The sequence below is a fragment of the Paraburkholderia atlantica genome, from assembly GCF_000092885.1.
GTDB classification, from domain to species: Bacteria; Pseudomonadota; Gammaproteobacteria; order Burkholderiales; family Burkholderiaceae; genus Paraburkholderia; species Paraburkholderia atlantica.
The window spans coordinates 739,700-763,437 of sequence record NC_014117.1 but is presented as its reverse complement, the minus strand read 5'-3'; the positions used below and the strand labels follow the sequence as shown (position 1 = coordinate 763,437).

The following is a 23,738-nucleotide window of genomic DNA, read 5'->3' as shown; positions in this document are numbered from 1 at the left end:
ATCCTTTCGCGGTTACGCGTGTGCCGGTTGACGCGCGGCGTACACGCGCTCCTTGAACGGCGTGATGCCGATGCGGGTGTAGGTATCGATGAAACGCTCGCCTTCCTGGCGGTTGTCCACGAACGTATCGATCACCTTGGTTATCACGTCGGGCATTTCCTCGGCCGAGAACGACGGGCCGATCACGCGGCCAAGATGAGCGCCGGTCGCGCCCGTACCCTGCTCGCCGCCGAGCGTCACCTGGTACCACTCGGAGCCGTCCTTGTCGACGCCCAGAATGCCGATGTTGCCGACGTGATGGTGACCGCACGCGTTGATGCAGCCCGAGATGTTCAGCGACACGTCGCCGAGGTCGTACACGTAGTCCAGATCGTTGAAGCGTTCCTGAATCGCGAGCGCGATCGGGATCGACTTCGCATTCGCGAGCGAGCAGAAGTCACCGCCCGGGCACGAGATGATGTCGGTCAACAAGCCGATGTTCGGCGTCGCGAAACCCTGCGCCTTGGCCTTTTCCCACAGCGCGAACAGGTCGCGCTTCTTCACGTCGGCGAGAATCAGGTTCTGTTCGTGCGACACGCGGAGCTGGCCGAACGAGTACTCGTCGGCCCAGTCGGCGACCGCTTCCATCTGCACGTCGGTCGCATCGCCCGGCGCGACCGTGCTCGGCTTCAGCGACAGCGTGACCGACGCATAGCCCGCGACCTTGTGCGGACGCACGTTGCGCTCGACCCAGCGCGCGAACGCGCGGTTTTCCAGCAGATGCTTTTCGAACGACGTATCGGTGTCAGGCAGCTTGTCGTAAGCGGGCGGCGCGAAGTACTGCGACACGCGATCGACTTCGGCTTGCGTCAGCGTCGACGGGCCGTCCTTCAGGTGCTGCCACTCTTCCTCGACCTGCGCGGAGAACTTCTCCGGCGACAGCGCCTTCACCAGAATCTTGATCCGCGCCTTGTACATGTTGTCGCGGCGGCCGTAGCGGTTGTACACACGCAGCACGGCTTCGGCGTAGGTCAGCAGATGCTGCCACGGCAGATCGCGGCGGATGATCGCGCCGACGATCGGCGTGCGGCCCAAACCGCCGCCCGCCAGAATGTCGACCACCAGTTCGCCTTGCGCGTTCTTCTTCAGATACACGCCCATGTCGTGGATCTGCACGGCCGCGCGGTCTTCCTTCGAACCGGACACGGCGATCTTGAACTTACGCGGCAGCCATGCGAATTCCGGGTGGAACGTCGACCATTGACGCAGGATTTCGGCCCACGGACGCGGATCGACGACTTCGTCGGGCGCGACGCCGGCGAATTGATCGGCGGTGATGTTGCGGATGCAGTTGCCCGAGGTCTGAATGCCGTGCATCTGCACGGCGGCGAGCTTGCGCAGGATTTCCGGCGTTTCTTCGAGCTTGATCCAGTTGTACTGGATGTTCGAGCGGGTCGAGAAATGGCCGTAGCCGCGGTCGTGTTCACGCGCGATCTGAGCAAGCACGCGCATCTGATCGCTGCGCAGGTTGCCGTACGGAATCGCGATGCGGTGCATGTACGCGTGGCGCTGGTAGTACAGGCCGTTCTGCAGGCGCAGCGGACGGAACTCCTCTTCGCTCAATTCGCCCGACAAGCGGCGGCGAACCTGATCGGCGTACTGCGCGACCCGTTCATCGACGATGGTCTGGTCGTACTGATCGTATTGGTACATTCGGGGACCCCAATTTTTTTCGAAACTTGCGTGACACACGACGGTCCGGCGGCCGGCGCTCCGGTTCTGCCGCGGCTCGAATATCCGTGTTTGTCAGCTGTGGCAAGCAAGCGTTTAGACCCATCGCTCATTTGCTTATAACAAATACAGATATCCATATTGAAAAAGATGGACAGATCGTAATAAACTCGCCTTATATTTCAAACGACTAAAAAATTCTTTTTATATGCGGCGAGGTTATATATGAACCTGCACCAATTCCGCTTCGTCCGCGAGGCTGTGCGGCAGAACTTCAACCTCACCGAAGCGGCCAAGGCGCTGTTTACGAGCCAGCCGGGGGTCTCGAAGGCGATCATCGAGCTGGAGGACGAACTCGGCGTCGAAATCTTCACCCGCCACGGCAAGCGCGTGCGCTCGCTGACCGAGCCGGGCCGCATCATATTGCAATCGATCGAGAAAATCCTGCAGGAAGTGGAAAGCCTGAAGCGGGTCGGCAAGGACTACGCGGCGCAGGATCAGGGCAACCTGACGATCGCCGCGACCCACACGCAGGCGCGTTACTCGCTGCCGGCGGCGATCGCCGAGTTCAAGAAGCGCTTCCCGAAGGTCCACCTTTCGATTCTGCAAGGCAGCCCGACGCAGGTCGCCGAAATGGTGCTGCACGACCAGGCCGACCTCGCGATCGCGACCGAGGCGATCTCGAACTACAAGGATCTGGTGTCGCTGCCCTGCTTCCAGTGGCACCACGTCGCGGTGATGCAGCCGGACCATCCGCTGCTCGACCGCAAGCTGCTGTCGCTCGACGACCTGACCCAGTACCCGCTGATTACCTACGACAACGCGTTCGCCGGCCGCACCAAGATCAACGAGGCGTTCCGCCTGCGCGGGCTGCATCCGGACATCGTGCTCGAGGCGATCGACGCCGACGTGATCAAGACCTACGTCGAGCTGGGCCTCGGCGTCGGCATCATGGCCGACATCGCGTTCAACGGCGAGCGCGACCGCCATTTGCGCGCGATGCCGGTCGGCCATCTGTTCGGCAGCAACGTGACGCGCGTCGCGCTGAAACAGGGCGCGTATCTGCGCAGCTACGTGTACACACTCGTCGAGCTGCTGTCGCCGAGCCTTAACCGCAAGCTGATCGAGCAGGCGCTGAAGGGCGAACACGAAACCTATGAGCTTTGAACCGCTTCCCTATCGCTTCCATACCGCTCTCTCGCTACGGAGACACTTCTGATGAAGTTGCATAACAATAAAGTACGCAACACCCTGCGCGGCCTCGCGGCCGCGGCGCTGCTCGTCGCCGGCACGGCGCACGCCGACCTGAAAGTCGGCATCGATCTGTCGAATACCGGGCCGGCCGCCGTGATCGGCATCACCAGCAAGAACGCGATGCTGATGTGGCCCCAGACGATCGCCGGCCAGAAAGCCGACTACATCTTCCTCGACGACGCATCCGACCCCGGCAACGCGGTGCGCAACATCCGCAAGCTGATCAACGAGGACCACGTCGACGTCGTCGTCGGCCCGAACATCACGCCGGCCGCGATGGCCGCGCTCGATCCGGTCGCCGACAGCCAGACGCCGATGATCACGCTGATCGGCTCGGCGAGTGTCGTCGAGCCGCAGGAAGGCAAGAAGGTGTGGGCCTACAAGATGGCGCAGACCGACAGCGCGATGGCCGACGTGATGACGCGCTACATGTCGAATCACAACGTGAAAACGGTCGGCTTCATCGGTTTCGCGGACGGCTATGGCGAAAGCTGGCTCAACGAGTTCAGCAAGTTCGCAGCGCTGCGCCATGTCCAGCTGGTCGCGACCGAGCGCTACAACCGCACGGACGCGAGCGTGACCGGCCAGATCCTGAAGCTGATGGCCGCGAAGCCCGACGCGATCCTGATCGCCGGCGCGGGCACGCCGACGGTGCTGCCGCAGCGCACGCTGATCGAGCGCGGCTTCAAGGGGCCGATCTATCAGACGCATGGCATCGCGACGCCGGAGTTCATCAAGCTCGGCGGCAAAGATGTGGAAGGCACGCTATTCCCGACGCAGCCGGTCGTCGTCGCGCGCACGCTGCCGGCCGATCATCCGTCGAAGAAGGCGGCGCTCGCGTTCGTCGACGCGTACGAGGCGAAGTATGGCCCCGGCAGCGTCACGCAGTTCGCGGGCGACGCGGCCGGCGTGTACCCGCGCCTGCAGGACGCCGTCGCGCGTGCGTTGAAGACCGCGCAGCCTGGCACGCCGGCGTTTCGCGTCGCGTTGCGCGACGAACTCGAGCACGCGCATGAGCTGGTCGTGCCGAACGGAGTCGTCAATACGAGCCCGAAGGATCACGTCGGCCTCGATCAGCGCGCTAGCGTGATGGGCACCATCAAGAATGGCAAGTTCGTTTATCTGAGTCAGTGATCTGGCAGTGGGGCGTCGATGACGCTCCGCCTTTCGGTAGAACTGGTGTGGCCGCCCTCGTGGATGCGGCCGCGCGGTAACACGTCGAACGGTCCCGAACAACCCTGCAAAATCAGCGCCGTCACGCGACTCAGGTATGCTGGGCCCTTTGTAACTGCTTCCGTTCAAGGGGAGACCATGCGGCGCGTTGTATTCAATCAGAAAGGTGGCGTAGGCAAATCGACCATCGTCTGCAACCTGGCGGCCATCAGCGCGAGCGAGGGGCTGCGCACGCTGGTGATCGACCTCGATGCCCAGGCGAATTCGACCCAGTATCTGCTCGGCCCGCAGGCGAGCGAAGTCCACCCCACTGTCGCAGGCTTCTTCGAAACCGCGCTCGGCTTCAGTTTCAAGCCCGTCGAAGCGACCACGTTCATCCATCCGACGCGCTTCGAGAATCTCGACGTGATGCCCGCGCATCCCGACCTCGACACGCTGCACGGCAAGCTCGAATCGCGCTACAAGATCTACAAGCTACGCGACGCGCTGAACGAGCTCGACATGTACGACGCGATTTACATCGACACGCCGCCCGCGCTGAACTTCTACACGCGCTCGGCGCTGATCGCGGTCGAGCGTTGTCTGATTCCGTTCGACTGCGACGACTTCTCGCGTCGCGCGCTCTACACACTGCTCGAAAACGTCAAGGAGATCCAGCAGGATCACAACGACGCGCTGCAGGTGGAAGGCATCGTCATCAACCAGTTCCAGCCGCGCGCGAGCCTGCCGCAGAAGCTCGTCGACGAACTGATCGGTGAAGGCTTGCCGGTGCTGGGGTCGCGCTTGTCATCGTCGGTGAAGATCCGTGAGTCGCATCAGCTGGCGACGCCGGTCATTCATCTCGATCCGGGGCATAAGCTTTCCCAGGAGTATCGGGCGTTGCATCGCGAGTTGAGCGAATAAGCTCGGGCGGCGTCATTGGCCCAGCGACCTCAGCAGCCGGGTGAGGTTTTGCGGCTCGATATGAATGATCCCGCCTCGCGGACTGTCGATGTCCGCGATCAGCGTCAGCGACAGCGCAACCGTGATGGGCAGCACGATGATCAGGATGCCTCGTCGAACGCTGCCTCTCGCTCCATAACCCTGCACGACGCACGCAAATAACCCGATCAGGATCATCAGCGTCCACGCGCCCAGCGGAATCCGGTTCAACAGCGCCGCCTGGGAATAGTCCTGCGAGTTGAGGATGTCGTTCATGCCGGTCATCACGACGGCGCCGATCGGCGTCGGGTGATCCTTCGCGACCTGTGCCGCGAGGCGCCACAGCGCGGCCTGAGACTTCGCTGTGTCTGCCTCGATGCGAGCGATTTCCTGCGCGTCTCGTGTTTGAAAATGGGCGAGTCTCAATTGCGCGTAATGCGTCAATTCAGCCTTGATCTGCGCGCTGACGGGCGGCGCGAGCACATCGGCCCGGACGTACTCGGTGCCGATCGCGTTCGCTTCGTTTTCTTCCAGGTTCTTGCGCTGGTCGTAGCGGTTGACCGCCATCGACAGATTGAAGCCGATCAGCAGCGCGAGCAATGTCAACGTCGACGTCTCCACGATCGTGAAATCTTCGCGCTCCTCGCTCTTCAGTGCGAAAACGCGTCGAAGCGCCAATGCGCCAAAAGTGATCGCGCCGATGAAAGCGACCAGCAGTATCACGAACAGCGTGCCAGGACGATCGACCAATGCTTGCATGCAATGCCTCCGTTTCGGACATCTGTGTTAGACGCGGCCGGCTAACCGGTCGCCCCCGCGCGGAAAATCACCGACGCCGGTTTGCCGGTTCGCGGATGCAAAGGCTCTTGCCACCCTTCTCCACAGCCCAGGTCGAGGACCGTGGCCGGGTCGCAAGCGAGGATCGCGTCGAGTACGGCCTGATCGGTGACCAGTCGGCGGCTGTCGATCTCACCCGCGCGCACCGCATTCGTCCACGGCGACGCGTTGCGCTGCCAGCTATCGATGATCTTGCCGTCGCTGAGCGGGTCGAGGCTCATCGGGTGTTGTCGTGCGTGGGTGCCAACCGCACACCGTCAGCAAAATTGTTAAAGTAACGCTCTCTCTTCGATCAGCGGCCGCAGTCCCCATCATGCGCACCACCCGAGCCATCCACGCCGTCGAGCGCCTGAAAACGCGCACCGGCAACCCGCGCTTCGCCGCGATCAGTCTGTCCGGCGGCCTGTTCTATCTGGTCGACAAATCGAGCGGCGTCGACAAGAAAGTATCCGACCCGCTGACGCTCGACGACTTCGTCAAGTTCGTCGACGCCTACGGCCCGCAGAAACCGCGCAAGGCCAGCAAGCTCGATATCGCATTCGAAGCGCAGATCAAGAAAAGCAAGGGCGGTTGACGCTGCGGCATCGCCGACCTTGCGCTTCGTTGCAACGCTCTACGCCCCTTCGATCTCCACCCACCGTCCATCCGCCGCACTGCTTTTCAGCACCGCGTCGATAAACCGCAAACCGTCGACGCCATCATCGACCGTCGTCAACAACAGGCTTTCCGCCGGCGGTGCGCGACCTTCGTTCAGTGCATCGATCTGCAACGCCGCATCCTTGTACAACTGCGCGAACGCTTCCAGATAGCCTTCCGGATGCCCGGCCGGCACGCGCGTCGCATGCGCGGCAACCGGGCTTTTCACTCGCGCGCGCGTCAATCGTTCGGCAGCGCCGCCCAGTGGCGTGAACCACAACGCGTTCGGCTCCTCCTGATCGAACGCGAGTCCCGCCTTCGTGCCATACACGCGCAAGCGCAGCGCGTTTTCCGCGCCGCTCGCCACCTGGCTCGCCCACAACATGCCGCGCGCGCCGTTCGCATAACGCAGCATCGCCTGCACGTGATCGTCGATACGACGCCCCGGCACGAACGTGTGCAGCTCGGCCGATAGCGCGCGCGGCATCGTCCCCGTCACGAAGGCGGCCAGCTGATAGGCGTGCGTGCCGATATCGCCGAGGCACCCGGCCGGCCCCGCCAACGCCGGATCGGTGCGCCAGCCCGCCTGCTTGTTCGCGCCGCCCGTTTCGAGCGGCTCGGCGAGCCAGTCCTGTGCATACTCGACCTGCACGACGCGTATCTCGCCCAGCTCGCCACCTTCGACCAGCTCGCGTGCATGCCGCACCAGCGGGTAGCCCGAATAGGTATGGGTCACCGCAAAGAGGCGCTTTGTGGACTGCGCGAGCTTCGCGAGCGCTTCGCCTTCGGCGAGCGAAACCGCCAGCGGCTTATCGCAGATCACGTGAATGCCCGCTTCGAGAAACGCCGTCGCGACCGGCGCATGCAGATGATTCGGCGTAACGATCGCGACCGCGTCGATGCCGTCGTCGCGCGCGGCCTCGGCGCGCGCCATCTCGCGCCAGTCCGCGTAGCTGCGCGCGATACCCGCTTCGACGGCGCTCGCCCGCGCGCGCTCGGGATCGGACGACAGCGCGCCCGCCACCAGTTCGAAACGATCGTCGAGCCGCGCGGCGATCCGATGCACGGCGCCGATGAATGCGCCCTGCCCGCCGCCGACCATGCCCAGCCTGAGTCTTCTTCGCTGCATCGTTTGCGCTCCCATGTCAGATGCCCAGCACGCTCTTCAACTGCGCGGTATCGACACCGCTGCCCGCGAAGTCATCGAATGCACGCTCGGCCACGCGGATGATGTGCCGGCGAATGAACTCCGCGCCTTCGCGCGCGCCGTCATGCGGATGCTTCAACGCGCATTCCCATTCGAGCACGGCCCAGCCCGGAAAATCGAACTGCGCCATCTTCGAGAAGATCGCGCCGAAGTCGATCTGCCCATCGCCGAGCGAACGAAAGCGCCCCGCGCGTTCGACCCAGCCGCTATACCCGCCGTACACGCCCTGCTTGCCGGTGGGACGGAACTCCGCGTCCTTCACATGAAACGCCTTGATGCGCTCGTGGTAGATATCGATGAACGCGAGATAGTCGAGTTGCTGCAGCACGAAATGGCTCGGGTCGTACAGGATGTTCGCGCGCGGATGCTGTTTGACCGTCGCGAGAAAGCGCTCGAACGTCACGCCGTCGTGCAGGTCTTCGCCCGGATGAAGTTCGTAGCAGACGTCGACCCCGGCCGCGTCGAACGCATCGAGAATCGGCGTCCACCGGCGCGCGAGTTCGTCGAACGCAGTTTCGACGAGACCGGCCGGCCGCTGCGGCCACGGGTAGATATACGGCCACGCGAGCGCGCCCGAAAACGACACGTGCGTACTCAGGCCCAAGCGACGCGACGCCTGCGCCGCGAGCTTCATCTGCGCGATCGCCCACTCGGTGCGCGCCGCCGGCTTGCCGCGCACGTGCGGCGCGGCGAAGCCGTCGAACAGCGTGTCGTAAGCCGGATGCACGGCGACCAGTTGGCCCTGCAGATGCGTCGATAGTTCGGTGATCGCGACGCCCGCGTTGTCCACGGTCTCGCGCAGTTCGTCGCAGTACGCGTCGCTCGCGGCGGCTTTCTCAAGATCGATCAGGCGCGCGTCGCACGGCACCTGGATGCCCTTGAAGCCCAGACCCGCGGCCCATTCGGCGAGATGCGCGAGGTTGTCGAACGGCACGTCGTCGCCCATGAATTGCGCGAGAAAAATCGCTGGCCCTTTGATGGTTTTCATCGTACGGTTCCTCGAACGTTGCGCGCGGGCCGGGCCCGCGCGCGTTAGACGATGCTCGGAGCGCCGCTCAGAACGGCGAGTCGGGGAAATAGAACTGCTGGGCGTTTTCCTTCGTGATCAGCACCGACGGAATGATCGTCGTCGGCGGCAGCTTGTCGCCCTTGAGCCGCGCTTCGGCCGTCAGCTTGATCGCGTCGTAGATGAATTTCGGCGAGTACGACACATCGGCCTTGATCATCGGCGCGCCGTCCATCACGTTCTTCACCATGCCCTTCGAGCCCGCGCCGCCGAACACGATCTTGATGTCGTTGCGCTTGGCCTGATCGATCGCCTTCAGCACGCCGACCGCCATGTCGTCGTCGGCGGCCCACACGGCGTCGATGTGCTTGAAGCGCGTCAGGTAGTCCTGCATCACCTTGAACGCGTCGTCGCGATTCCAGTTCGCGTACTTCGCGTCGAGAATCTTGATGTCCGGATAGTTTTTCATCACGCCGGTGAAGGCGGTCCAGCGCTCGTTGTCGAGCGTGGTCGGAATGCCGCGCAGCGCGACGACGTTGCCCTTGCCGTCGAGCGCCTTCGCCAGATACTCGGCCGGAATCTTGCCGAACGCGGTGTTGTCGCCGGCCACGTAGGCATCCTGCGCACTGGTGTTCGTCAGGCCGCGATCGACCACCGTCACGTACACGCCTTTACGCTTCACCTGCTCGACCGGCTGTGTCAGCGTCGCCGATTCGTACGGGAAGATCACGAGCGCGTTGATCTTGTTGACCGTCACCAGATCCTGCAACTGGTTCGCCTGCTCGGGCGCGTTGGCCGCCGTTTTCACGATCACTTTCAGATCGGGATGCGCCTTCTCGAGATCCTCCTTCGCCTTGTTCGCCCACCAGACGATGCCGCCGGTAAAGCCGTGATCGGCCGTCGGAATCGCGACGCCCAGCGTGACCTTGTCGTCGGCGCGCGCCGCGCCGCTCGTGCCCAGCATCCCCAACGCCAGCACGCCGGCGCCGATCGCTCGAATGACTTGCTTCATGGTGTGTGTCTCCAATCATGAGGCGTTCGCTCGCCCCGATTTTTCGGACCTGCCGTTGGTTTACCGCGCCTGCCTTGCTACGCCTGCTTGAAACGCACGTCTACCGCCGCCCACGCTGCACGAACGCGACGAAGATAATCACGACGCCCTGCACCGCCGCGTTCAGATACACGCTGATGATGCTGGTCAGGTTCAGGATATTCGCGATCACCGACAACAGGATCGCGCCGATCACGGTGCCGATCACGCGTCCCTCGCCGCCCTTCAGCGCGGTGCCGCCGACCACCACCGACGCAATCGCTTCGAGTTCCCACAACAGGCCCGTGGTCGGCGTGGCGGAGCCGAGGCGCGGCACGTAAAGCACGGTAGCCACGCCCACGCAGATCCCGAGCAACACATACGTAACGATCTTGACCGTATCGACGCGAATCGCCGCATAACGCGCGACCTGTTCGTTCGAACCGATCGCCTGCACGTGCCGGCCGAACGCGGTGCGATTCAGGATCAGCGCGCCGCCCGCCGCGACCACGAGAAATACCCAGATCGGCACCGGCACACCGAACAGGCTCGCGTAATAGACGGGACCATACAGATTGGAGAGAGAATCATTGAGCGTCAGCGCGCCGCCATCGGCGAGCCATGTGAGCACCGCGCGAAAAATCCCCAGCGTGCCGAGCGTGACGATGAACGGCTCGATGCGCCCTTTGGTGATCAGCAGCCCATGCGCGCAGCCGAACAGCGCGCCGAGCACGAAGGCCGCGACGATGCCGATCGTCACGATCAGCAACGGCGGCAGCGCATGACCGGTAGCACCGGCCGCGAGCCCGTTCATCAGCCAGATCATGATGCCGGCGATCAACGCGGCCATCGAGCCGACCGACAGATCGATGCCGCCCGAGATGATCACGAAGGTCATGCCGACCGCGATGATGCCGATGAACGACGTGCGCGTGAGCACGTTCATCAGGTTGTCGAGCGTCGCGAAGTCGCGATTGAGCAGCGTGCCGACGATGCACAGCACGATCAGCCCGGCGAGCGGCCCGAGCGTGTAGAGCCGCTGCGCGACGCGCAGCGCGCGCCGTGATTGCACGGCTTCAGTGGGTGCCGGTCGCATGAGCGATCAACTCCTCTTCGGTCAGATGCTCGAGCGTCAGCGTCGCTTGCAGGTGTCCCGCGCGCATCACGGCGACGCGATGGCACAAGCCGATCAGCTCGATCAGTTCGGATGAAATGACGATCACCGCGCGGCCCTGCGCGGCGAGACGATGAATCAGGAAGTAGATGTCACGTTTCGCGCCGACGTCGACACCGCGTGTCGGTTCATCGAGCACGATCACGTTCGGGTCCGGCTGCAGGAACTTCGCGAGCGCGAGCTTCTGCTGGTTGCCGCCAGACAGCATGCGCGCGCGGCTCGACAGGTCGCCGGTACGGATGCCGAATTCGCCGACGGCCTTCTGCAACGCCGCGCGCCCCGCTTTCAGGTCGAGCAGCGGATGCGCGTAGCGTTCGAGCGTCATCAGCGTGACGTTGTCCTGCAGGCTCATGTTGACGTGCAGGCCTTTGCCCTTGCGGTCCTCGCTCAGATACGTGAGACCGTGGCGCATCGCGTCGCGTGGGTTTTTCAGATCGACTGCCCGGCCGGCGATTTCGATCGTGCCGCCCGCGCGCTTGCGCAAGCCGATGATCGCTTCGAACGCCTCGGTGCGGCCCGCGCCGACGAGACCGGCGAAGCCGAGCACTTCGCCCGCGCGCACGTCGAAGCTCAGATCCTCGACCCAGTCGGGTACCGTCAGGCCGTTCACACGCAACGCGACCGGCGTGTCGGCGGGCACCGTCTGCTTGTCGGGGAACATGTCGGACACGTCGCGCCCGACCATCAGGTTCGCCATCTGCTGGCGCGCGAGCCCCGCGGTTTCACCGCGCGCGACGAAGCGGCCGTCGCGCATCACGATCACTTCGTCGGTGATGCGCTCCACTTCATCGAGCTTGTGCGAGATGTAGACGATCGTCACCCCATCGGCCTTCAGCTTCAGCATCAGCGCGAACAGCCGTTCGGTTTCGGCGGGCGTCAGCGTCGCGGTCGGCTCGTCCATGATCAACAGACGTGCGCGGCGCGACAGCGCCTTCGCGATCTCGACCATCTGCTTTTCCGCGACGATCAGCTCGCGCACCTTAGTGTCCGGCGCGCGCTCGAGCCCGACCTGGGCGAGATAGCGCGCGGCGTCGCTGCGCATCGCGGCGTCGTCGACGAACCAGCCGCGGCGCTTCTCATGGCCGAGGTACATGTTCTGCGCGATCGTCAGATGCTCGGCGAGGTTGAACTCCTGGTGGATCAGCACGATGCCCTGCGCCTCGGCGTCGCGCGAACCGGCGAAGCGCTGTGCGTGGCCATCGACCAGCACGTTGCCCGAGGTTGCCGTTTCATAACCGGCGAGGATTTTCATCAGCGTCGACTTGCCCGCGCCGTTCTCGCCGAGCAGACCGTAGATGCGGCCGGGCGCGAGCTCGAAGCTCACGCCGTGCAGCACGCGCACCGGGCCGAAGTCCTTGCGGATGTCGTCGAAGCGGATCGCAAGGCTCATGGCTCACGCACTCCCACGGATCACGAGACGATGCGGCAGCAGCACGCCCGGCACGTTGGCCTGCGGATTCGCGAGGCGTTGCAGCAGCAGACGCGCGGCGGTCTCGCCGAGTTCGCGCATCGGCTGCGCGATCGTCGTCAGCGGCGGATCGATCTGCGCGGCCACAGAGATGTCGTCGAAGCCGGCCACCGCGACGTCGTCGGGCACGCGCTTGCCGACGCTGCGCAAGCCGTGGATCACACCGATCGCGAGCGTGTCCGACACCGCGAAGATCGCGCTCGGCGCGTCCGGCTCCTGCATCAGCCCGGCCGCGGCCGACGCGCCCGCCTCGTAGTCGAGGCTGTTCAGATTCATGCGCCAGCGCGGGTCGGGCGCTATGCCCGCGTCGCTCAACGCGTCGAGGTAGCCCTGCTGACGCTGGCGCGCATACAGATAGTTGACGTCGGAATTGATCAGACCGATGCGCCGGTGACCGCGCGCGAGCAGATGGCGCACCGCGTCGCCGGCCGCGCGGTAGTTGTCGATGCCGACGTACGGCACGCCCATCTCCGGATCGAACTCGCAGCACGCGACCCACGGCAGCGCCTGCGACGCCTCGCCGAGCGCCTGCTGGATCGTCGCCGGATCGAGGCAGATCGCGCCGTCCGCGCGGCGGCGCCGCAGCATGTCGAAGTAGCTGCGCTCGCGCCCCGGGTCCGCGCCGGTGTCGCATAGCAGCATGAAGTAGCCGTGCTGACGCGCAACGCTGTCGATGCCGCGCACGATCTCCGCGTAAAACGGATTGCCGAAGTCGGGCACCATCGTCAGCAGCAGGCGGCTCTCGGCGGTGCGCAGATTGCGCGCGAGTTCGTTGACGCGGTAGCCGCTCGCGTCGATCGCGGCGAGCACCTTGTCGCGCGTGGCGGGCCGCACGTTGTCGTGGCCGTTCAGCACGCGCGACACCGTCGCGACCGACACGCCCGCCTGCTCGGCCACGCCCGCGATCGACGGCCCATCGGCCGTGCGCGGCCAGCGCCTCTGCGGCTGACGTAGCGGTTGACTGGTCGCGCCGGACGACGCGGTCGGCGACGATCGGGACGGCGTTCGGGACACACGACCTCGCAGCACAAATGTAATCGATTACATTTTGTGGCGATGGCGATGCGAATCGCAAGGACGGATCGCTAGGGATTAACACGGGGGCGGACCGGCCTGGCGCTTGCCCGTGAGCGTCCGGCGCGAGTCCGCCATTTGGTACAATCCCGCAGTTCCCCTGACGCGGCTTGCAAGCGAACGCCTTTCGGAGGCCGCGGCCGCCGGCAATCCGCCGTGGCCGGGTCAGGACAAAAGTCAGCGGCAATCGTCGCCCGCTCGCCAAACCAAAACCGCCGAATCCACCATGAACATCGAGCAAGCGCGTTTCAACATGATCGAACAGCAGATCCGCCCCTGGGAAGTGCTCGACCAGGACGTGCTGAATCTGCTGTCGATCGTCAAACGTGAGAATTTCGTTCCCGCCGCTTACCGCGACCTCGCTTTCGCCGACTTCGAAGTGCCGCTGCCGGCCGGCCAGCACATGCTGGCGCCGCGCGTCGAGGCGCGCGTGCTGCAGGAGCTGGCGGTGAAGAAGCACGAAAGCGTGCTCGAAATCGGCGCGGGCTCGGGTTACATGGCGGCGCTGCTCGCGCATCGCGCGCAACACGTGCTGACCGTCGACATCGAACCGGAACTGGCCGAACTCGCGAAGAGCAACCTGATCGCCAACGGCGTGCTGAACGTCGAAGTCGCGACCGGCGACGCTTCGCGCGGCTGGACCGGCGCGGCACCGTACGACGTGATCTGCGTGTCGGGCGGTCTGCCGGTGCTGCCGCAGGAAATCCTCGAACAGCTGAAGGTCGGCGGCCGTCTCGCGGCGTTCGTCGGCAGCGCGCCGGTGATGAAGGCGCAAATCATCACGCGCATCGACGAGAAGCAATACCGGATCTCCGACGTGTTCGAAACCTATGTCGAGCCGCTCGCCAATGCAGTGCAGCCGGCGCGGTTCAGGTTCTGAGCGGCGATTTTCGCTGCGCTGCGAGTTGTATTGTTGATCTGGACGGGCGGCGAGCAAGCCGCCGTCCCACGAACTGGATGTCACGCTGATGCAAAATCTGACCGCTCCCGCACTCGCCGAATGGCTCGCCGATACCTCGCGTCCCGCACCCGTGCTGCTCGACGTGCGCGAGCCGTGGGAACTGCAAACCGCGTCGATGGCCGGCATCGTGTCGATTCCGATGCGCGAGATTCCCGCGCGCAGCGAAGAGCTCGATGACGACGCGCAGATCGTCTGCATTTGCCATCACGGCGCGCGCAGTGCGCAGGTCGCGATGTTCCTCGAATCGCGCGGACATACCAACGTGTTCAATCTGCAAGGCGGCATCGACGCGTGGTCGCGTCAGGTCGATCCGTCGGTTCCGACTTATTGAGGTTTGGCGCGAAGGTAGCGCGTTGAAGCGGCGCAAGGGCTGATGGTCCTTGCGCCGTTTTTCTTTTGTGCTGCGCCTGAATGGGGGCAAAGACTCCGCAAGCCAAGGTTTTGGCTTGCGGGGTCTTTGTTTTTGCTGACGCGTTATGCAGCCATATCTTTTAGGAGTATGCCCATATGTACGGTGGAGTTTCGCGCGTAGCCTTCGAGGCTTTATAGTCACGACGAGACAATCGATATGCGTCACATATTAGCCAACGCGACGACCTACAGCAGAAAGCGCTTTCCCAATGCAAAAGGTCATACCGAGTGCGTTGAGTTCATCCGGCAAACTTTGAACGCACCCAATACAGCGGTGTGGCGCGAGGGCATGAAAATCGTGAAGGTGGCGCCTGGTCAAACAGATCCGGTCCCGCCGGGAACCGCTATTGCAACGTTTGTGGGCGGCCGGTATCCGCAACACGGAAGTACGGGCAAGCACGCTGCTATCTATCTCGGACAGGACGCTAGTGGTATTCAGGTCATGGATCAGTGGAACAGTCAGAATCAGGTACGCCGGCGAACCATTTATTGGCACCCGCACTCCGGTGGCTTGAGCAACGATGCGAATGCTTTCTCGGTGATCGAATGGTGAAATCAAATCTTTTTGCGGTAGCGGTGATCGCGTCACTTGGCGCCGCTCTCACGAATCAGGCTTGCGCAACGGAATTGACGTGCTTGCCATCGATTTCAGTCAATGAGTCATTGAGTCAACCGATATCCCAAGAATGGACTCCCCAAGTGGACACGTCACCTCGCTTTTTGCAGGGGATAACATTCTTCGATGATGATCCTAAAAAGAACGCAAGCATCGTCCCTACTAGCGACACAGCCTTGACGGGCCACGACCGAATAGCCCGGTGGCGCTTTCGATCAAGCGGTATCCCGGTCTGGCTCGGGTGTCGATATGAGGGCACTGGCATCGTGCTTACAAGGCAACTACCCGCTTCCTATAAAGAATGCCAGCTTGTTTATGGCCCGGATGGAGTCGTCAAGAAGATTAGCTGCGACTAGTCAGGCTCGCGAGCAGCGCATCGTGCAGGTCGCGATGTTCCTCGAATCGCGCGGACATGCCAACGTGTTCAATCTGCAAGGTGGGATCGACGCATGGTCGCGTCAGGTCGATCCGTCGGTTCCGACTTATTGAGGTTTGGCGCGAAGGCAGCGCGTTGAAGCGGCGCAAGGATGCATTATGTGCTCAGTGAAAATTACGGCGATGTGCATCATTCTATACTGCATATCAAGCATAGCGATTGGCGCCGAAGTCGGTTTTAAAGGGCATTTTGAGGGAACAGGTCGTGCGTGTTCCGGTGCGCTCTACCTGCGAGCCAACACAATTGAATGGAATTCAACATATAGCGTCTGTAAGCCGACACGCTACGAAATCTTGGAAAAGAATTTCAGCGATGATCAAAGACGCATTGTCTTTCACTTGAAAAATCCAGGTCGCCAGTGTCGATTCAAGATTGTGGAAGTTGAGCACGCAAGTGGGCACAACTGGAATGTGAATGGTTATCGGTCCCTGGAAGGATTTCAAAAAAGGGATTTGCCAGACTGGAATAATTCCCCGTTACCCGAACGGCAAGTTTTGTCTTGTTTAATGGTAGGACGAGACTAAGCTCATTGCGAGGTGTAGTACATCCGTTTCGCGCTCACAAGCAGCCGCGGCGTGCTCTCTTACTGTCGGTTCGCGGTGAAGGGCATTCAGAAAGCGGACTTATCGGTTGGGCTGACGACGGCGCGTCCGATCATGTCCGGTCTCCCTGACCAGCATTCAGTCTCACTGGTGTTCCGGTCTGGGCAACACCCACACCATGCACAAAAGCGCGGCGTCCCCAGGGCGCCCATGCACCGCCGATGCTCCGCCTGCGCCAGCGACGCTTCACTGGCGTCGAAGCACGCTTCGTCGCGGCGCGACGCGCACCCGAACGAGGCGCGGCGCGCGCGACTGCACCAGTTTCGCGCCGCGCCATCGATGGATCGATTCCCCACCTCTGCGCCGATAACCGCGCCGCATCGGGCATTCCTCACGCATCGCGTCGAATGCGTCACATGGCATGTGCCTTGCAGTAGACGAGCGGCTAGTCGTGCGAGCTCAGCCTGGCTGGCTGAAATCGGCGCTCATAAACAGTGACCATCAATGACAAGGGGAAAGCACATGAAACGTCGCAGTCTGTTGAAGTTCGGCTCCATGTCCGGCGCGCTCGCGCTCGCGGGCCGCGTGCCGTTCGCGCACGCGCAGTCCAATAGCGGTCCGATCAAGGTGGGCATCCTGCATTCGCTGTCCGGCACGATGGCGATCTCCGAGACGTCGCTGAAAGATACCGCGTTGATGACGATCGCCGACATCAATAAGAACGGCGGTGTGATGGGCCGTCAGATCCAGCCGGTGATCGTCGACCCGGCTTCGAACTGGCCGCTGTTCGCCGAGAAAGCGCGCCAGCTTCTGACGCAGGACAAGTGCGCGGTCGTGTTCGGCTGCTGGACCTCGGTATCGCGCAAGTCGGTGCTGCCGGTGTTCGAGGAGCTGAACGGCCTGCTGTTCTATCCGGTGCAATACGAAGGCGAGGAAATGTCGCGCAACGTTTTCTACACAGGCGCCGCGCCAAACCAGCAGGCGATTCCCGCGACCGAATACCTGATGAGCGCCGAAGGCGGCGGCGCGAAGCGCTTCTTCCTGCTCGGCACCGACTATGTGTATCCGCGCACGACCAACAAGATCCTGCGCGCATTCCTCAAATCGAAAGGCGTGCAGGAAGCCGACATTCAGGAGGTGTATACGCCGTTCGGTCACAGCGACTATCAGACCATCGTCGCGAACATCAAGACCTTTTCGCAAGGCGGCAAGACTGCGGTGATCTCGACCGTGAACGGCGATTCGAACGTGCCGTTCTATAAGGAACTCGGCAACCAGGGGCTGAAGGCGTCGGATGTGCCCGTCGTCGCGTTCTCGGTCGGCGAAGAGGAACTGCGCGGCATCGATACGAAGCCGCTCGTCGGCAATCTTGCGGCCTGGAACTACTTCATGTCGGTGCGCAATCCGTCCAACGAGAAGTTCAAGAAGCAATGGGCCACGTGGGTCAAGGACAACAACCTGCCGGGCGGCACGAAGCGCGTGACCAACGATCCGATGGAGGCGACCTTCGTCGGCATCCACATGTGGAAGCAGGCGGTCGAGAAAGCAAAGAGCACCGACGTCGACAAGGTGCGCGTCGCGATGGTCGGGCAGACCTTCGCGGCACCGTCGGGTTTCACGCTGGAGATGGACGGCAACCACCATCTGCACAAGCCGGTGATGATCGGCGAGGTACGCGCGGATGGCCAGTTCAACGTCGTGTGGCGCACCAAGGGGCCGATCCGCGCGCAACCGTGGAGCCCGTTCATCGCCGGCAATGCGGGCAAGCCGGACGTGGTCAGTTCGATTCCCGCGTTCCTGCGGCGCTCGCGCGTCGCATGACGTGTCGGCGCGAGTCGCGCCGCGGCGCGCGATTCGCCGCGCGTGTCTCGCCGCAGCGGCCGCGACGTGCGGCCTGCGTACCGGCACGCGCGGCTCGCGCGCGACCCAGACGCGTTGCGCGGCATGACCGCGCACGCCAATGCCCGGCGACGTCCCGCTGACGCGGCGGCGGCGTCCTCGCGCGCGTGAGCGGCTCATCGATTCAACCCAGTGCAAAAGGCCATCATGGCGTTTTCATTTCCGACTTCCATACGACGACGCGGCGCGGCGCTCCTGCTGCCGCTCGCGGTTCTTCTCACCGTCGCGCCACGCGTCGCGTTCGCGCTGACCCAGGCCGATGTCGCGCCGCTCGCCGGCGACGACTTCGAGGCGAAGTCCGCCGCGATCGACAAACTGATCGCCACGCACGATACCGCGTCGCTCGCGGTGCTGAAGGCACTCGCCGACGACAGCGCGCTCGCCACCGACTCAGGCGCGGTACTGCTGCAGGACGGCGACGCCACCCGCGATGCCGTCACCGGCCAGCCGGTCGCCGCGAGCGACGCGCAGCCCATCACGCTGAACAACCTGCTGCGCTCGAAAGTAGCGGGGGCGCTGTCGGGCCTGCAACTCGCGTCGCCCGACCAGGCGACACGCGCAGCCGCCATCGATGCGCTGCTGCAAAACCCCGACCCATCGATCAAACCGCTGGTCGACGCCGCGCGCGCCAAAGAAACCGATCCCGCGCTGAAGAAGCGTCTCGACACGCTGTGGGCGATGAGCGCATTGCACGACCCGGACCCTTCGAAGCGTCTCGAAGCAGTGCAACTGGTCGCCGCGCGCCACGACCTCGAAATGAACGAGTTGCTGCGCCCGCTGGTCGCGAAGAAAGCCGACGGCACGTTTGCCGAAACCGACGAACGCGTGCGCGCTGCGGCGCAGAGCGGCATCGATGAGCTCGATGCGATCCAGCGTCGCAGCCAGATCGCGGGCACGCTGTTCGCGGGGCTGTCGCTCGGCAGCGTGCTGCTGCTCGCCGCGCTCGGCCTGGCGATCACGTATGGCCTGATCGGCGTGATCAACATGGCGCATGGCGAATTCCTGATGATCGGCGCGTACGCGACCTACGTCGTGCAGAACCTCGTTCAGCGCTTCGCCCCCAACGCGTTCGACTGGTATCCGCTCGTCGCGATACCGGCCTCCTTCGTCGCGGCCGCGCTGGTCGGCATCGTGCTCGAACGGCTCGTGCTGAAGCACCTGTATGGCCGCCCGCTCGAAACGCTGCTGACCACCTTCGGCGTGAGCCTGATCCTGATTCAGGCGACCCGCATGCTGTTCGGCGCGCAGAACGTCCAGGTCGTCAATCCGTCATGGATGAGCGGCGGCGTGACCGTACTGCCGAACCTGATCCTGCCGTACAACCGGCTCGCGATTCTCGCGTTCTCGCTGATCGTCGTCGCGATCGCCTGGGCCGTGCTCACGCGCACGCGGCTGGGTCTGTTCGTGCGCGCGGTCACGCAGAACCGCCGCATGGCCGCGTGCGTCGGCGTGAAAACCTCGCGCGTCGATTCGTATGCGTTCGCATTCGGCGCGGGCATCGCGGGACTCGGCGGCTGCGCGCTATCGCAGATCGGCAATGTCGGGCCCGACCTCGGCCAGAGCTACATCATCGATTCGTTCATGGCGGTCGTGCTCGGCGGTGTCGGCCAGCTTGCGGGCACCGTGCTCGGCGGCTTCGGCCTCGGGCTCGTCAGCAAGGCGATCGAACCGTTCTGGGGCGCGGTGCTCGCGAAGATCGCGGTGCTCGTGCTGATCGTGCTGTTCATCCAGAAGCGTCCGCAGGGCATGTTCGCCTTGAAGGGCCGTAGCGCGGAGGCATGAGATGGCATCGGCTACTTCATCGGCGAACTCCTCTTCCGCCGCGTCGTCGCGCGCCGGAGCCGCTGGCGCGGGTGCCGGCGCCGCACGCGAGCCCAGCACCGGCTTCGCGCTCGGCCTGCCACCGCGGCCAGCACTGCTGTCGCGTCGCGCGTGGCTCGCGCTGATCGCGTTGATCATCGTGTTCGGCCTCGGCGTGCCGTTCGCCGCGCTGGTGATTCCGGAGACGAGCGCGTTGCATCTGTCCGCGTATGCGATGACGCTGACCGGCAAGTTCATGTGCTATGCGATCGCCGCGCTCGCGCTCGATCTGGTGTGGGGCTACTGCGGCATCCTGAGTCTCGGTCACGCGTTGTTCTTCGCGCTCGGCGGCTATGCGATCGGTATGTACCTGATGCGCGCGATCGGGCACGACGGCAAGTACGGCAGCGATCTGCCCGACTTCATGGTGTTTCTCGACTGGCACCAGTTGCCGTGGTACTGGCAAGGCACGCAGCACCTCGGCTACGCGCTGCTGCTCGTCGTGCTGGTGCCGGCCGTGGTCGCGTGGGTGTTCGGCTTCTTCACGTTCCGTTCGCGCGTGAAGGGCGTGTATCTGTCGATCATCACGCAGGCGATGACCTTCGCCGCGATGCTGCTGTTCTATCGCAACGAAACGGGCTTTGGCGGCAATAACGGCTTTACCGACTTCAAGCGCATCGGCGGTTTTCCGATCACGCATCAGGGCACGCGCGCCGCATTGCTGTTGATTACGTTCGCGGTGCTGATCGCCGCGTTCATCGGCGCGCGCGCGATCGTCACGTCGAAGCTCGGCCGCGTGGTGACCGCGGTGCGCGACGGCGAAACGCGGCTGATGTTTCTCGGCTACAGCCCGCTCGCGTACAAGCTGTTCGTGTGGACCGTGTCGGCGGTGCTGTGCGGCATCGCGGGCGCGTTGTACGTGCCGCAGGTCGGCATCATCAATCCGGGCGAGATGTCGCCGGGCAACTCGATCGAAATGGCGATCTGGGTCGCGGTCGGCGGACGCGGCACACTGATCGGCCCGATCATCGGCGCGTTCGCGGTGAACGGCGCAAAGAGCTTCTTTACGGCGAACTTCCCCGAATACTGGCTGTTCTTTCTCGGCCTGATCTTCGTGCTGGTGCCGCTGCTGCTGCCGAACGGCATCATGGGTCTCGCCGATCTGCTGACGCGTAAAAGAAACCGCTGAGGAACCGCTGATGAACGAAAACCCGATGGTTCCCGATCTGGATTTGCCCGAAGCGCCGGCGGAACGCTCGCTGAGCGGCGTGGCGAGCATGGGGCATACGGTCGTGCCCGGCGAGATCGACGTATCGCACGGCACGATCCTGTACCTCGAAGACGTGACGGTCAGCTTCGACGGCTTTCGCGCGTTGAACGCGCTGTCGCTCGCGATCGACGCGGGCGAGCTGCGCTGCATCATCGGCCCGAATGGCGCGGGCAAGACGACGATGATGGACGTGATCACGGGCAAGACCGCACCCGATCACGGCAAGGTGTTTCTCGGCCAGTCGATCGATCTGACGCGGATGAACGAACCGGCGATCGCGCGCGCCGGCATCGGCCGCAAGTTCCAGAAGCCGACCGTGTTCGAGCAGCACCCGGTGTGGGAAAACCTCGAACTCGCGATGAAGACCGACAAGGGCTGGTGGGCGTCGCTGCGCGCGCGGCTCGATCGCGACGCGCAGGCGCGCATCGAGCAAACGCTCGCGCTGATCGGACTGGAAAGCGAAGCGCGCAGGCTCGCGGGCGAGCTATCGCACGGCCAGAAGCAGCGCCTCGAAATCGGCATGCTGCTCATGCAACGCCCAGCGCTGCTGCTGCTCGACGAACCCGCGGCCGGCATGACCGACGACGAAACGATGCAACTTGCCGAATTGCTCAATCACCTGCGCGGCACCTGCTCGATGATGGTCGTCGAGCACGACATGGAGTTCGTCGCGGCGCTCGCGGGCGACACCGGCAAGGTGACGGTAATGGCCGAAGGCCGCGTGCTCGCGCACGGCACGCTCGACGAAGTGAAGCGCGATGAGACCGTGATCGAGTCTTATCTCGGCCGCTGATCGAAGCTCAACGCGGTACCGCATCGTCAACCCGACAGGATGACTGAAACATGCTCGAAGTAGACCGACTGAACCAGTACTACGGCGGCAGCCATATTCTGCGCGACGTGAAGCTGACGGTGCCCGACGGCAAGCTGACGGTACTGCTCGGGCGCAACGGCGTCGGCAAGACCACGCTGCTGCGCTGCCTGATGGGCGTCGTGCCCGCGAAAAGCGGCGCGATCGCGTGGCGCGGCGAACCGCTGATGAAACTGCCCACGCATGCGCGCGTCGCCCAGGGGCTCGCCTATGTGCCGCAGGGCCGCGACATTTTCCCGCGCCTCAGCGTCGAGGAAAATCTGCTGGTGGGCGCGGCCAGCAGAAAGGCGCCGAAGAAAATCCCCGAGCGCATCTACGAGCTTTTCCCGGTGCTGAAGGACATGCGCAACCGGCGCGGCGGCGATCTGTCGGGCGGTCAACAGCAACAGCTCGCGATCGGCCGCGCGCTGATGAGCGAACCGCAACTGCTGATCCTCGACGAGCCGACCGAGGGCATCCAGCCGTCGATCATCCAGGACATCGGCCGCACGCTGCGACAGCTCGTCGAGGACATGGGCATGACGGTGCTGCTCGTCGAGCAGTACTACGATTTCGCCAAGGCGATCGCCGATCGTTACTGGGTGATGAGTCGCGGCGAAATCGTCGCGGGCGGTGACGGGGCGAACATGGATGCCGATGGAGTGCGGGGGTTGATTGCCGTGTAAGCGTCTCTTTCAGTCTCCGACAGCTGTTCGAAAGCTTGCGCCCCGCGCCGTCGGCCCCGTCTGACGCGACTGAAGCTCACCACTCAAGTTATCCGCCGCGCAACCGTTACACAGGCTAGGCAGCGTCGCAACGGTTCGATCAGGTGGACACCATGGACGACAACAAGCAGGTCAGACGCGAGTTTTACAGAAACCCAGCTTCCTATTGCCGGGTGATGAACGTCGTGTCCGCAGTCACCTTTGGTTTATTCGAGGTGGACAGCGGCGGTACGGTCGGCATGCTGTCGGTGCGCTGGGAGAAGCTGGGCAACGAACTCGCGCCGCAGCTACATGCGTACTACGACAGCTGGCACGTGCTCGCATCGTTCCCCGACGTCCTCGCGAGAATGGCCGAGACGACCGGTCCGGCGTGTTCGCCGGAAGCTTTCTGTCAGCTACTGCTCGACTGCGGATTCATCAATCGCGCGGAACGAGGCGTGGACGATCACGCCGAGCCGACACACGTACGCCAGACACTGCCGCAGTAAAACCTGGGTTAGCAACACAACATCGTTAGAGAAGGGAGAAAAGCATGTCCGTGACGGTTCACGTCGAGTATCAGTACTGCCCACATGGCAAGAAAACAATCCAGACAGGCAGCGACTCGTTGACCGTCCAGGAAAACACCCCGCGCGCTGTCATCGCGCTGCTGCGGCTGCTGCATCCGCAGTGGGAGGGCATCAAGGTGCTGTCGGTGACCGAGGCATCGCCTGAAGGCACTGCGTCGTAGTCGTTAGC

The 23,738-nt window shown here is 63.6% G+C and carries 24 protein-coding genes and 1 pseudogene; 16 read left to right on the top strand and 9 right to left on the bottom strand.

Annotation, left to right across the window (positions count from 1 at the left end):
- Positions 1-12: 12 nt before the first annotated feature.
- The gene (locus BC1002_RS03415) at positions 13-1,692 is read right to left on the bottom strand and encodes a nitrite/sulfite reductase (RefSeq protein WP_013088680.1); all 1,680 of its coding nucleotides are present in this window, start codon (positions 1,690-1,692) and stop codon (positions 13-15) included.
- A gap of 243 nt (positions 1,693-1,935) precedes the next feature.
- Here BC1002_RS03415 and BC1002_RS03410 point away from each other — a divergent pair, with 243 nt between their 5' ends.
- The 3 genes from BC1002_RS03410 (at position 1,936) to BC1002_RS03400 (ending at position 5,040) form a co-directional block, all read left to right on the top strand.
- Positions 1,936-2,877 carry a CysB family HTH-type transcriptional regulator gene (locus BC1002_RS03410; RefSeq protein ID WP_013088679.1) on the top strand — a complete coding sequence of 314 codons (942 nt, stop codon included), beginning with the start codon at positions 1,936-1,938 and terminating at the stop codon, positions 2,875-2,877.
- 51 nt (positions 2,878-2,928) lie between these two features.
- Positions 2,929-4,098 (top strand): ABC transporter substrate-binding protein, encoded by a 1,170-nt coding sequence (locus BC1002_RS03405; RefSeq protein ID WP_013088678.1) that lies wholly within the window; start codon positions 2,929-2,931, stop codon positions 4,096-4,098.
- 177 nt (positions 4,099-4,275) lie between these two features.
- Positions 4,276-5,040 (top strand): ParA family protein, encoded by a 765-nt coding sequence (locus BC1002_RS03400; protein ID WP_013088677.1) that lies wholly within the window; start codon positions 4,276-4,278, stop codon positions 5,038-5,040.
- A gap of 12 nt (positions 5,041-5,052) precedes the next feature.
- Here BC1002_RS03400 and BC1002_RS03395 read toward each other — a convergent pair whose 3' ends face one another.
- Positions 5,053-5,817 carry a bestrophin-like domain gene (locus tag BC1002_RS03395; RefSeq protein ID WP_013088676.1) on the bottom strand — a complete coding sequence of 255 codons (765 nt, stop codon included), beginning with the start codon at positions 5,815-5,817 and terminating at the stop codon, positions 5,053-5,055.
- 41 nt (positions 5,818-5,858) lie between these two features.
- The gene (locus tag BC1002_RS03390; RefSeq protein ID WP_013088675.1) at positions 5,859-6,116 is read right to left on the bottom strand and encodes a hypothetical protein; all 258 of its coding nucleotides are present in this window, start codon (positions 6,114-6,116) and stop codon (positions 5,859-5,861) included.
- A gap of 92 nt (positions 6,117-6,208) precedes the next feature.
- Here BC1002_RS03390 and BC1002_RS03385 point away from each other — a divergent pair, with 92 nt between their 5' ends.
- Entirely contained in the window at positions 6,209-6,469 is a 261-nt protein-coding gene (locus BC1002_RS03385) for a hypothetical protein (RefSeq protein ID WP_008921314.1), read from the top strand.
- A gap of 39 nt (positions 6,470-6,508) precedes the next feature.
- Here BC1002_RS03385 and BC1002_RS03380 read toward each other — a convergent pair whose 3' ends face one another.
- The 6 genes from BC1002_RS03380 to BC1002_RS03355 all read right to left on the bottom strand — a co-directional run bounded on the left by BC1002_RS03380 (position 6,509) and on the right by BC1002_RS03355 (position 13,430).
- Positions 6,509-7,660 carry a Gfo/Idh/MocA family protein gene (locus BC1002_RS03380; RefSeq protein WP_013088674.1) on the bottom strand — a complete coding sequence of 384 codons (1,152 nt, stop codon included), beginning with the start codon at positions 7,658-7,660 and terminating at the stop codon, positions 6,509-6,511.
- A gap of 16 nt (positions 7,661-7,676) precedes the next feature.
- Positions 7,677-8,726 carry a sugar phosphate isomerase/epimerase family protein gene (locus tag BC1002_RS03375; RefSeq protein ID WP_013088673.1) on the bottom strand — a complete coding sequence of 350 codons (1,050 nt, stop codon included), beginning with the start codon at positions 8,724-8,726 and terminating at the stop codon, positions 7,677-7,679.
- 67 nt (positions 8,727-8,793) lie between these two features.
- Positions 8,794-9,756 carry a substrate-binding domain-containing protein gene (locus tag BC1002_RS03370; protein ID WP_013088672.1) on the bottom strand — a complete coding sequence of 321 codons (963 nt, stop codon included), beginning with the start codon at positions 9,754-9,756 and terminating at the stop codon, positions 8,794-8,796.
- A 100-nt stretch (positions 9,757-9,856) separates the two neighbouring features.
- Positions 9,857-10,870 (bottom strand): ABC transporter permease, encoded by a 1,014-nt coding sequence (locus BC1002_RS03365; protein ID WP_013088671.1) that lies wholly within the window; start codon positions 10,868-10,870, stop codon positions 9,857-9,859.
- Entirely contained in the window at positions 10,851-12,338 is a 1,488-nt protein-coding gene (locus BC1002_RS03360; RefSeq protein WP_013088670.1) for a sugar ABC transporter ATP-binding protein, read from the bottom strand. The genes BC1002_RS03365 and BC1002_RS03360 overlap by 20 nt, the downstream gene beginning before the upstream one ends.
- Positions 12,339-12,341: 3 nt before the next feature.
- A complete protein-coding gene (locus BC1002_RS03355; protein ID WP_013088669.1) occupies positions 12,342-13,430 on the bottom strand; it encodes a LacI family DNA-binding transcriptional regulator in 1,089 nt (362 codons plus the stop codon).
- Between the two features lie 286 nt (positions 13,431-13,716).
- Here BC1002_RS03355 and BC1002_RS03350 point away from each other — a divergent pair, with 286 nt between their 5' ends.
- From BC1002_RS03350 to BC1002_RS03300, 12 genes and pseudogenes are all read left to right on the top strand, one after another.
- The gene (locus BC1002_RS03350; RefSeq protein ID WP_013088668.1) at positions 13,717-14,370 is read left to right on the top strand and encodes a protein-L-isoaspartate O-methyltransferase family protein; all 654 of its coding nucleotides are present in this window, start codon (positions 13,717-13,719) and stop codon (positions 14,368-14,370) included.
- Between the two features lie 88 nt (positions 14,371-14,458).
- Positions 14,459-14,782, top strand: a complete 324-nt coding sequence (locus BC1002_RS03345; protein ID WP_013088667.1) for a rhodanese-like domain-containing protein — start codon at positions 14,459-14,461, stop codon at positions 14,780-14,782.
- Between the two features lie 237 nt (positions 14,783-15,019).
- Entirely contained in the window at positions 15,020-15,415 is a 396-nt protein-coding gene (locus tag BC1002_RS03340) for a BPSL0067 family protein (protein WP_013088666.1), read from the top strand.
- Positions 15,409-15,834: an STY0301 family protein gene (locus tag BC1002_RS39700; protein WP_375791796.1), complete on the top strand. Its 426-nt coding sequence runs from the start codon at positions 15,409-15,411 to the stop codon at positions 15,832-15,834. Before BC1002_RS03340 ends, BC1002_RS39700 begins: the two co-directional genes overlap by 7 nt.
- Positions 15,835-15,850: 16 nt before the next feature.
- Positions 15,851-15,967: pseudogene (locus BC1002_RS03335) on the top strand (rhodanese-like domain-containing protein); the annotation flags it as partial.
- 1,011 nt (positions 15,968-16,978) lie between these two features.
- On the top strand, positions 16,979-18,277 hold the full coding sequence (gene urtA, locus BC1002_RS03330) for an urea ABC transporter substrate-binding protein (RefSeq protein WP_013088664.1): 1,299 nt from the start codon (positions 16,979-16,981) through the stop codon (positions 18,275-18,277).
- Between the two features lie 225 nt (positions 18,278-18,502).
- The gene (gene urtB / locus BC1002_RS03325; protein WP_013088663.1) at positions 18,503-20,137 is read left to right on the top strand and encodes an urea ABC transporter permease subunit UrtB; all 1,635 of its coding nucleotides are present in this window, start codon (positions 18,503-18,505) and stop codon (positions 20,135-20,137) included.
- A 1-nt stretch (position 20,138) separates the two neighbouring features.
- Complete coding sequence (urtC, locus tag BC1002_RS03320) at positions 20,139-21,344, top strand: urea ABC transporter permease subunit UrtC (RefSeq protein ID WP_013088662.1); 1,206 nt, start codon at positions 20,139-20,141, stop codon at positions 21,342-21,344.
- 10 nt (positions 21,345-21,354) lie between these two features.
- Entirely contained in the window at positions 21,355-22,218 is an 864-nt protein-coding gene (gene urtD / locus BC1002_RS03315; protein ID WP_013088661.1) for an urea ABC transporter ATP-binding protein UrtD, read from the top strand.
- Between the two features lie 50 nt (positions 22,219-22,268).
- Positions 22,269-22,961, top strand: coding sequence for an urea ABC transporter ATP-binding subunit UrtE (urtE, locus tag BC1002_RS03310; protein WP_013088660.1), 693 nt, complete (start codon positions 22,269-22,271; stop codon positions 22,959-22,961).
- Positions 22,962-23,113: 152 nt separating this feature from the next.
- A complete protein-coding gene (locus BC1002_RS03305; RefSeq protein WP_013088659.1) occupies positions 23,114-23,488 on the top strand; it encodes a hypothetical protein in 375 nt (124 codons plus the stop codon).
- Between the two features lie 44 nt (positions 23,489-23,532).
- A complete protein-coding gene (locus BC1002_RS03300; protein ID WP_013088658.1) occupies positions 23,533-23,730 on the top strand; it encodes a hypothetical protein in 198 nt (65 codons plus the stop codon).
- Positions 23,731-23,738 lie beyond the last annotated feature (8 nt).

Excerpts from the sequence above, each read along its gene's own strand:
- BC1002_RS03415 (WP_013088680.1), bottom strand. The coding sequence starts at position 1,692 with ATGTACCAATACGATCAGTACGACCAGACCATCGTCGATGAACGGGTC.
- BC1002_RS03410 (WP_013088679.1), top strand. The coding sequence starts at position 1,936 with ATGAACCTGCACCAATTCCGCTTCGTCCGCGAGGCTGTGCGGCAGAAC.
- BC1002_RS03405 (WP_013088678.1), top strand. The coding sequence starts at position 2,929 with ATGAAGTTGCATAACAATAAAGTACGCAACACCCTGCGCGGCCTCGCG.
- BC1002_RS03400 (WP_013088677.1), top strand. The coding sequence starts at position 4,276 with ATGCGGCGCGTTGTATTCAATCAGAAAGGTGGCGTAGGCAAATCGACC.
- BC1002_RS03395 (WP_013088676.1), bottom strand. The coding sequence starts at position 5,817 with ATGCAAGCATTGGTCGATCGTCCTGGCACGCTGTTCGTGATACTGCTG.
- BC1002_RS03390 (WP_013088675.1), bottom strand. The coding sequence starts at position 6,116 with ATGAGCCTCGACCCGCTCAGCGACGGCAAGATCATCGATAGCTGGCAG.
- BC1002_RS03385 (WP_008921314.1), top strand. The coding sequence starts at position 6,209 with ATGCGCACCACCCGAGCCATCCACGCCGTCGAGCGCCTGAAAACGCGC.
- BC1002_RS03380 (WP_013088674.1), bottom strand. The coding sequence starts at position 7,660 with ATGCAGCGAAGAAGACTCAGGCTGGGCATGGTCGGCGGCGGGCAGGGC.
- BC1002_RS03375 (WP_013088673.1), bottom strand. The coding sequence starts at position 8,726 with ATGAAAACCATCAAAGGGCCAGCGATTTTTCTCGCGCAATTCATGGGC.
- BC1002_RS03370 (WP_013088672.1), bottom strand. The coding sequence starts at position 9,756 with ATGAAGCAAGTCATTCGAGCGATCGGCGCCGGCGTGCTGGCGTTGGGG.
- BC1002_RS03365 (WP_013088671.1), bottom strand. The coding sequence starts at position 10,870 with ATGCGACCGGCACCCACTGAAGCCGTGCAATCACGGCGCGCGCTGCGC.
- BC1002_RS03360 (WP_013088670.1), bottom strand. The coding sequence starts at position 12,338 with ATGAGCCTTGCGATCCGCTTCGACGACATCCGCAAGGACTTCGGCCCG.
- BC1002_RS03350 (WP_013088668.1), top strand. The coding sequence starts at position 13,717 with ATGAACATCGAGCAAGCGCGTTTCAACATGATCGAACAGCAGATCCGC.
- BC1002_RS03345 (WP_013088667.1), top strand. The coding sequence starts at position 14,459 with ATGCAAAATCTGACCGCTCCCGCACTCGCCGAATGGCTCGCCGATACC.
- BC1002_RS03340 (WP_013088666.1), top strand. The coding sequence starts at position 15,020 with ATGCGTCACATATTAGCCAACGCGACGACCTACAGCAGAAAGCGCTTT.
- BC1002_RS39700 (WP_375791796.1), top strand. The coding sequence starts at position 15,409 with ATGGTGAAATCAAATCTTTTTGCGGTAGCGGTGATCGCGTCACTTGGC.
- urtA (WP_013088664.1), top strand. The coding sequence starts at position 16,979 with ATGAAACGTCGCAGTCTGTTGAAGTTCGGCTCCATGTCCGGCGCGCTC.
- urtB (WP_013088663.1), top strand. The coding sequence starts at position 18,503 with ATGGCGTTTTCATTTCCGACTTCCATACGACGACGCGGCGCGGCGCTC.
- urtC (WP_013088662.1), top strand. The coding sequence starts at position 20,139 with ATGGCATCGGCTACTTCATCGGCGAACTCCTCTTCCGCCGCGTCGTCG.
- urtD (WP_013088661.1), top strand. The coding sequence starts at position 21,355 with ATGAACGAAAACCCGATGGTTCCCGATCTGGATTTGCCCGAAGCGCCG.
- urtE (WP_013088660.1), top strand. The coding sequence starts at position 22,269 with ATGCTCGAAGTAGACCGACTGAACCAGTACTACGGCGGCAGCCATATT.
- BC1002_RS03305 (WP_013088659.1), top strand. The coding sequence starts at position 23,114 with ATGGACGACAACAAGCAGGTCAGACGCGAGTTTTACAGAAACCCAGCT.
- BC1002_RS03300 (WP_013088658.1), top strand. The coding sequence starts at position 23,533 with ATGTCCGTGACGGTTCACGTCGAGTATCAGTACTGCCCACATGGCAAG.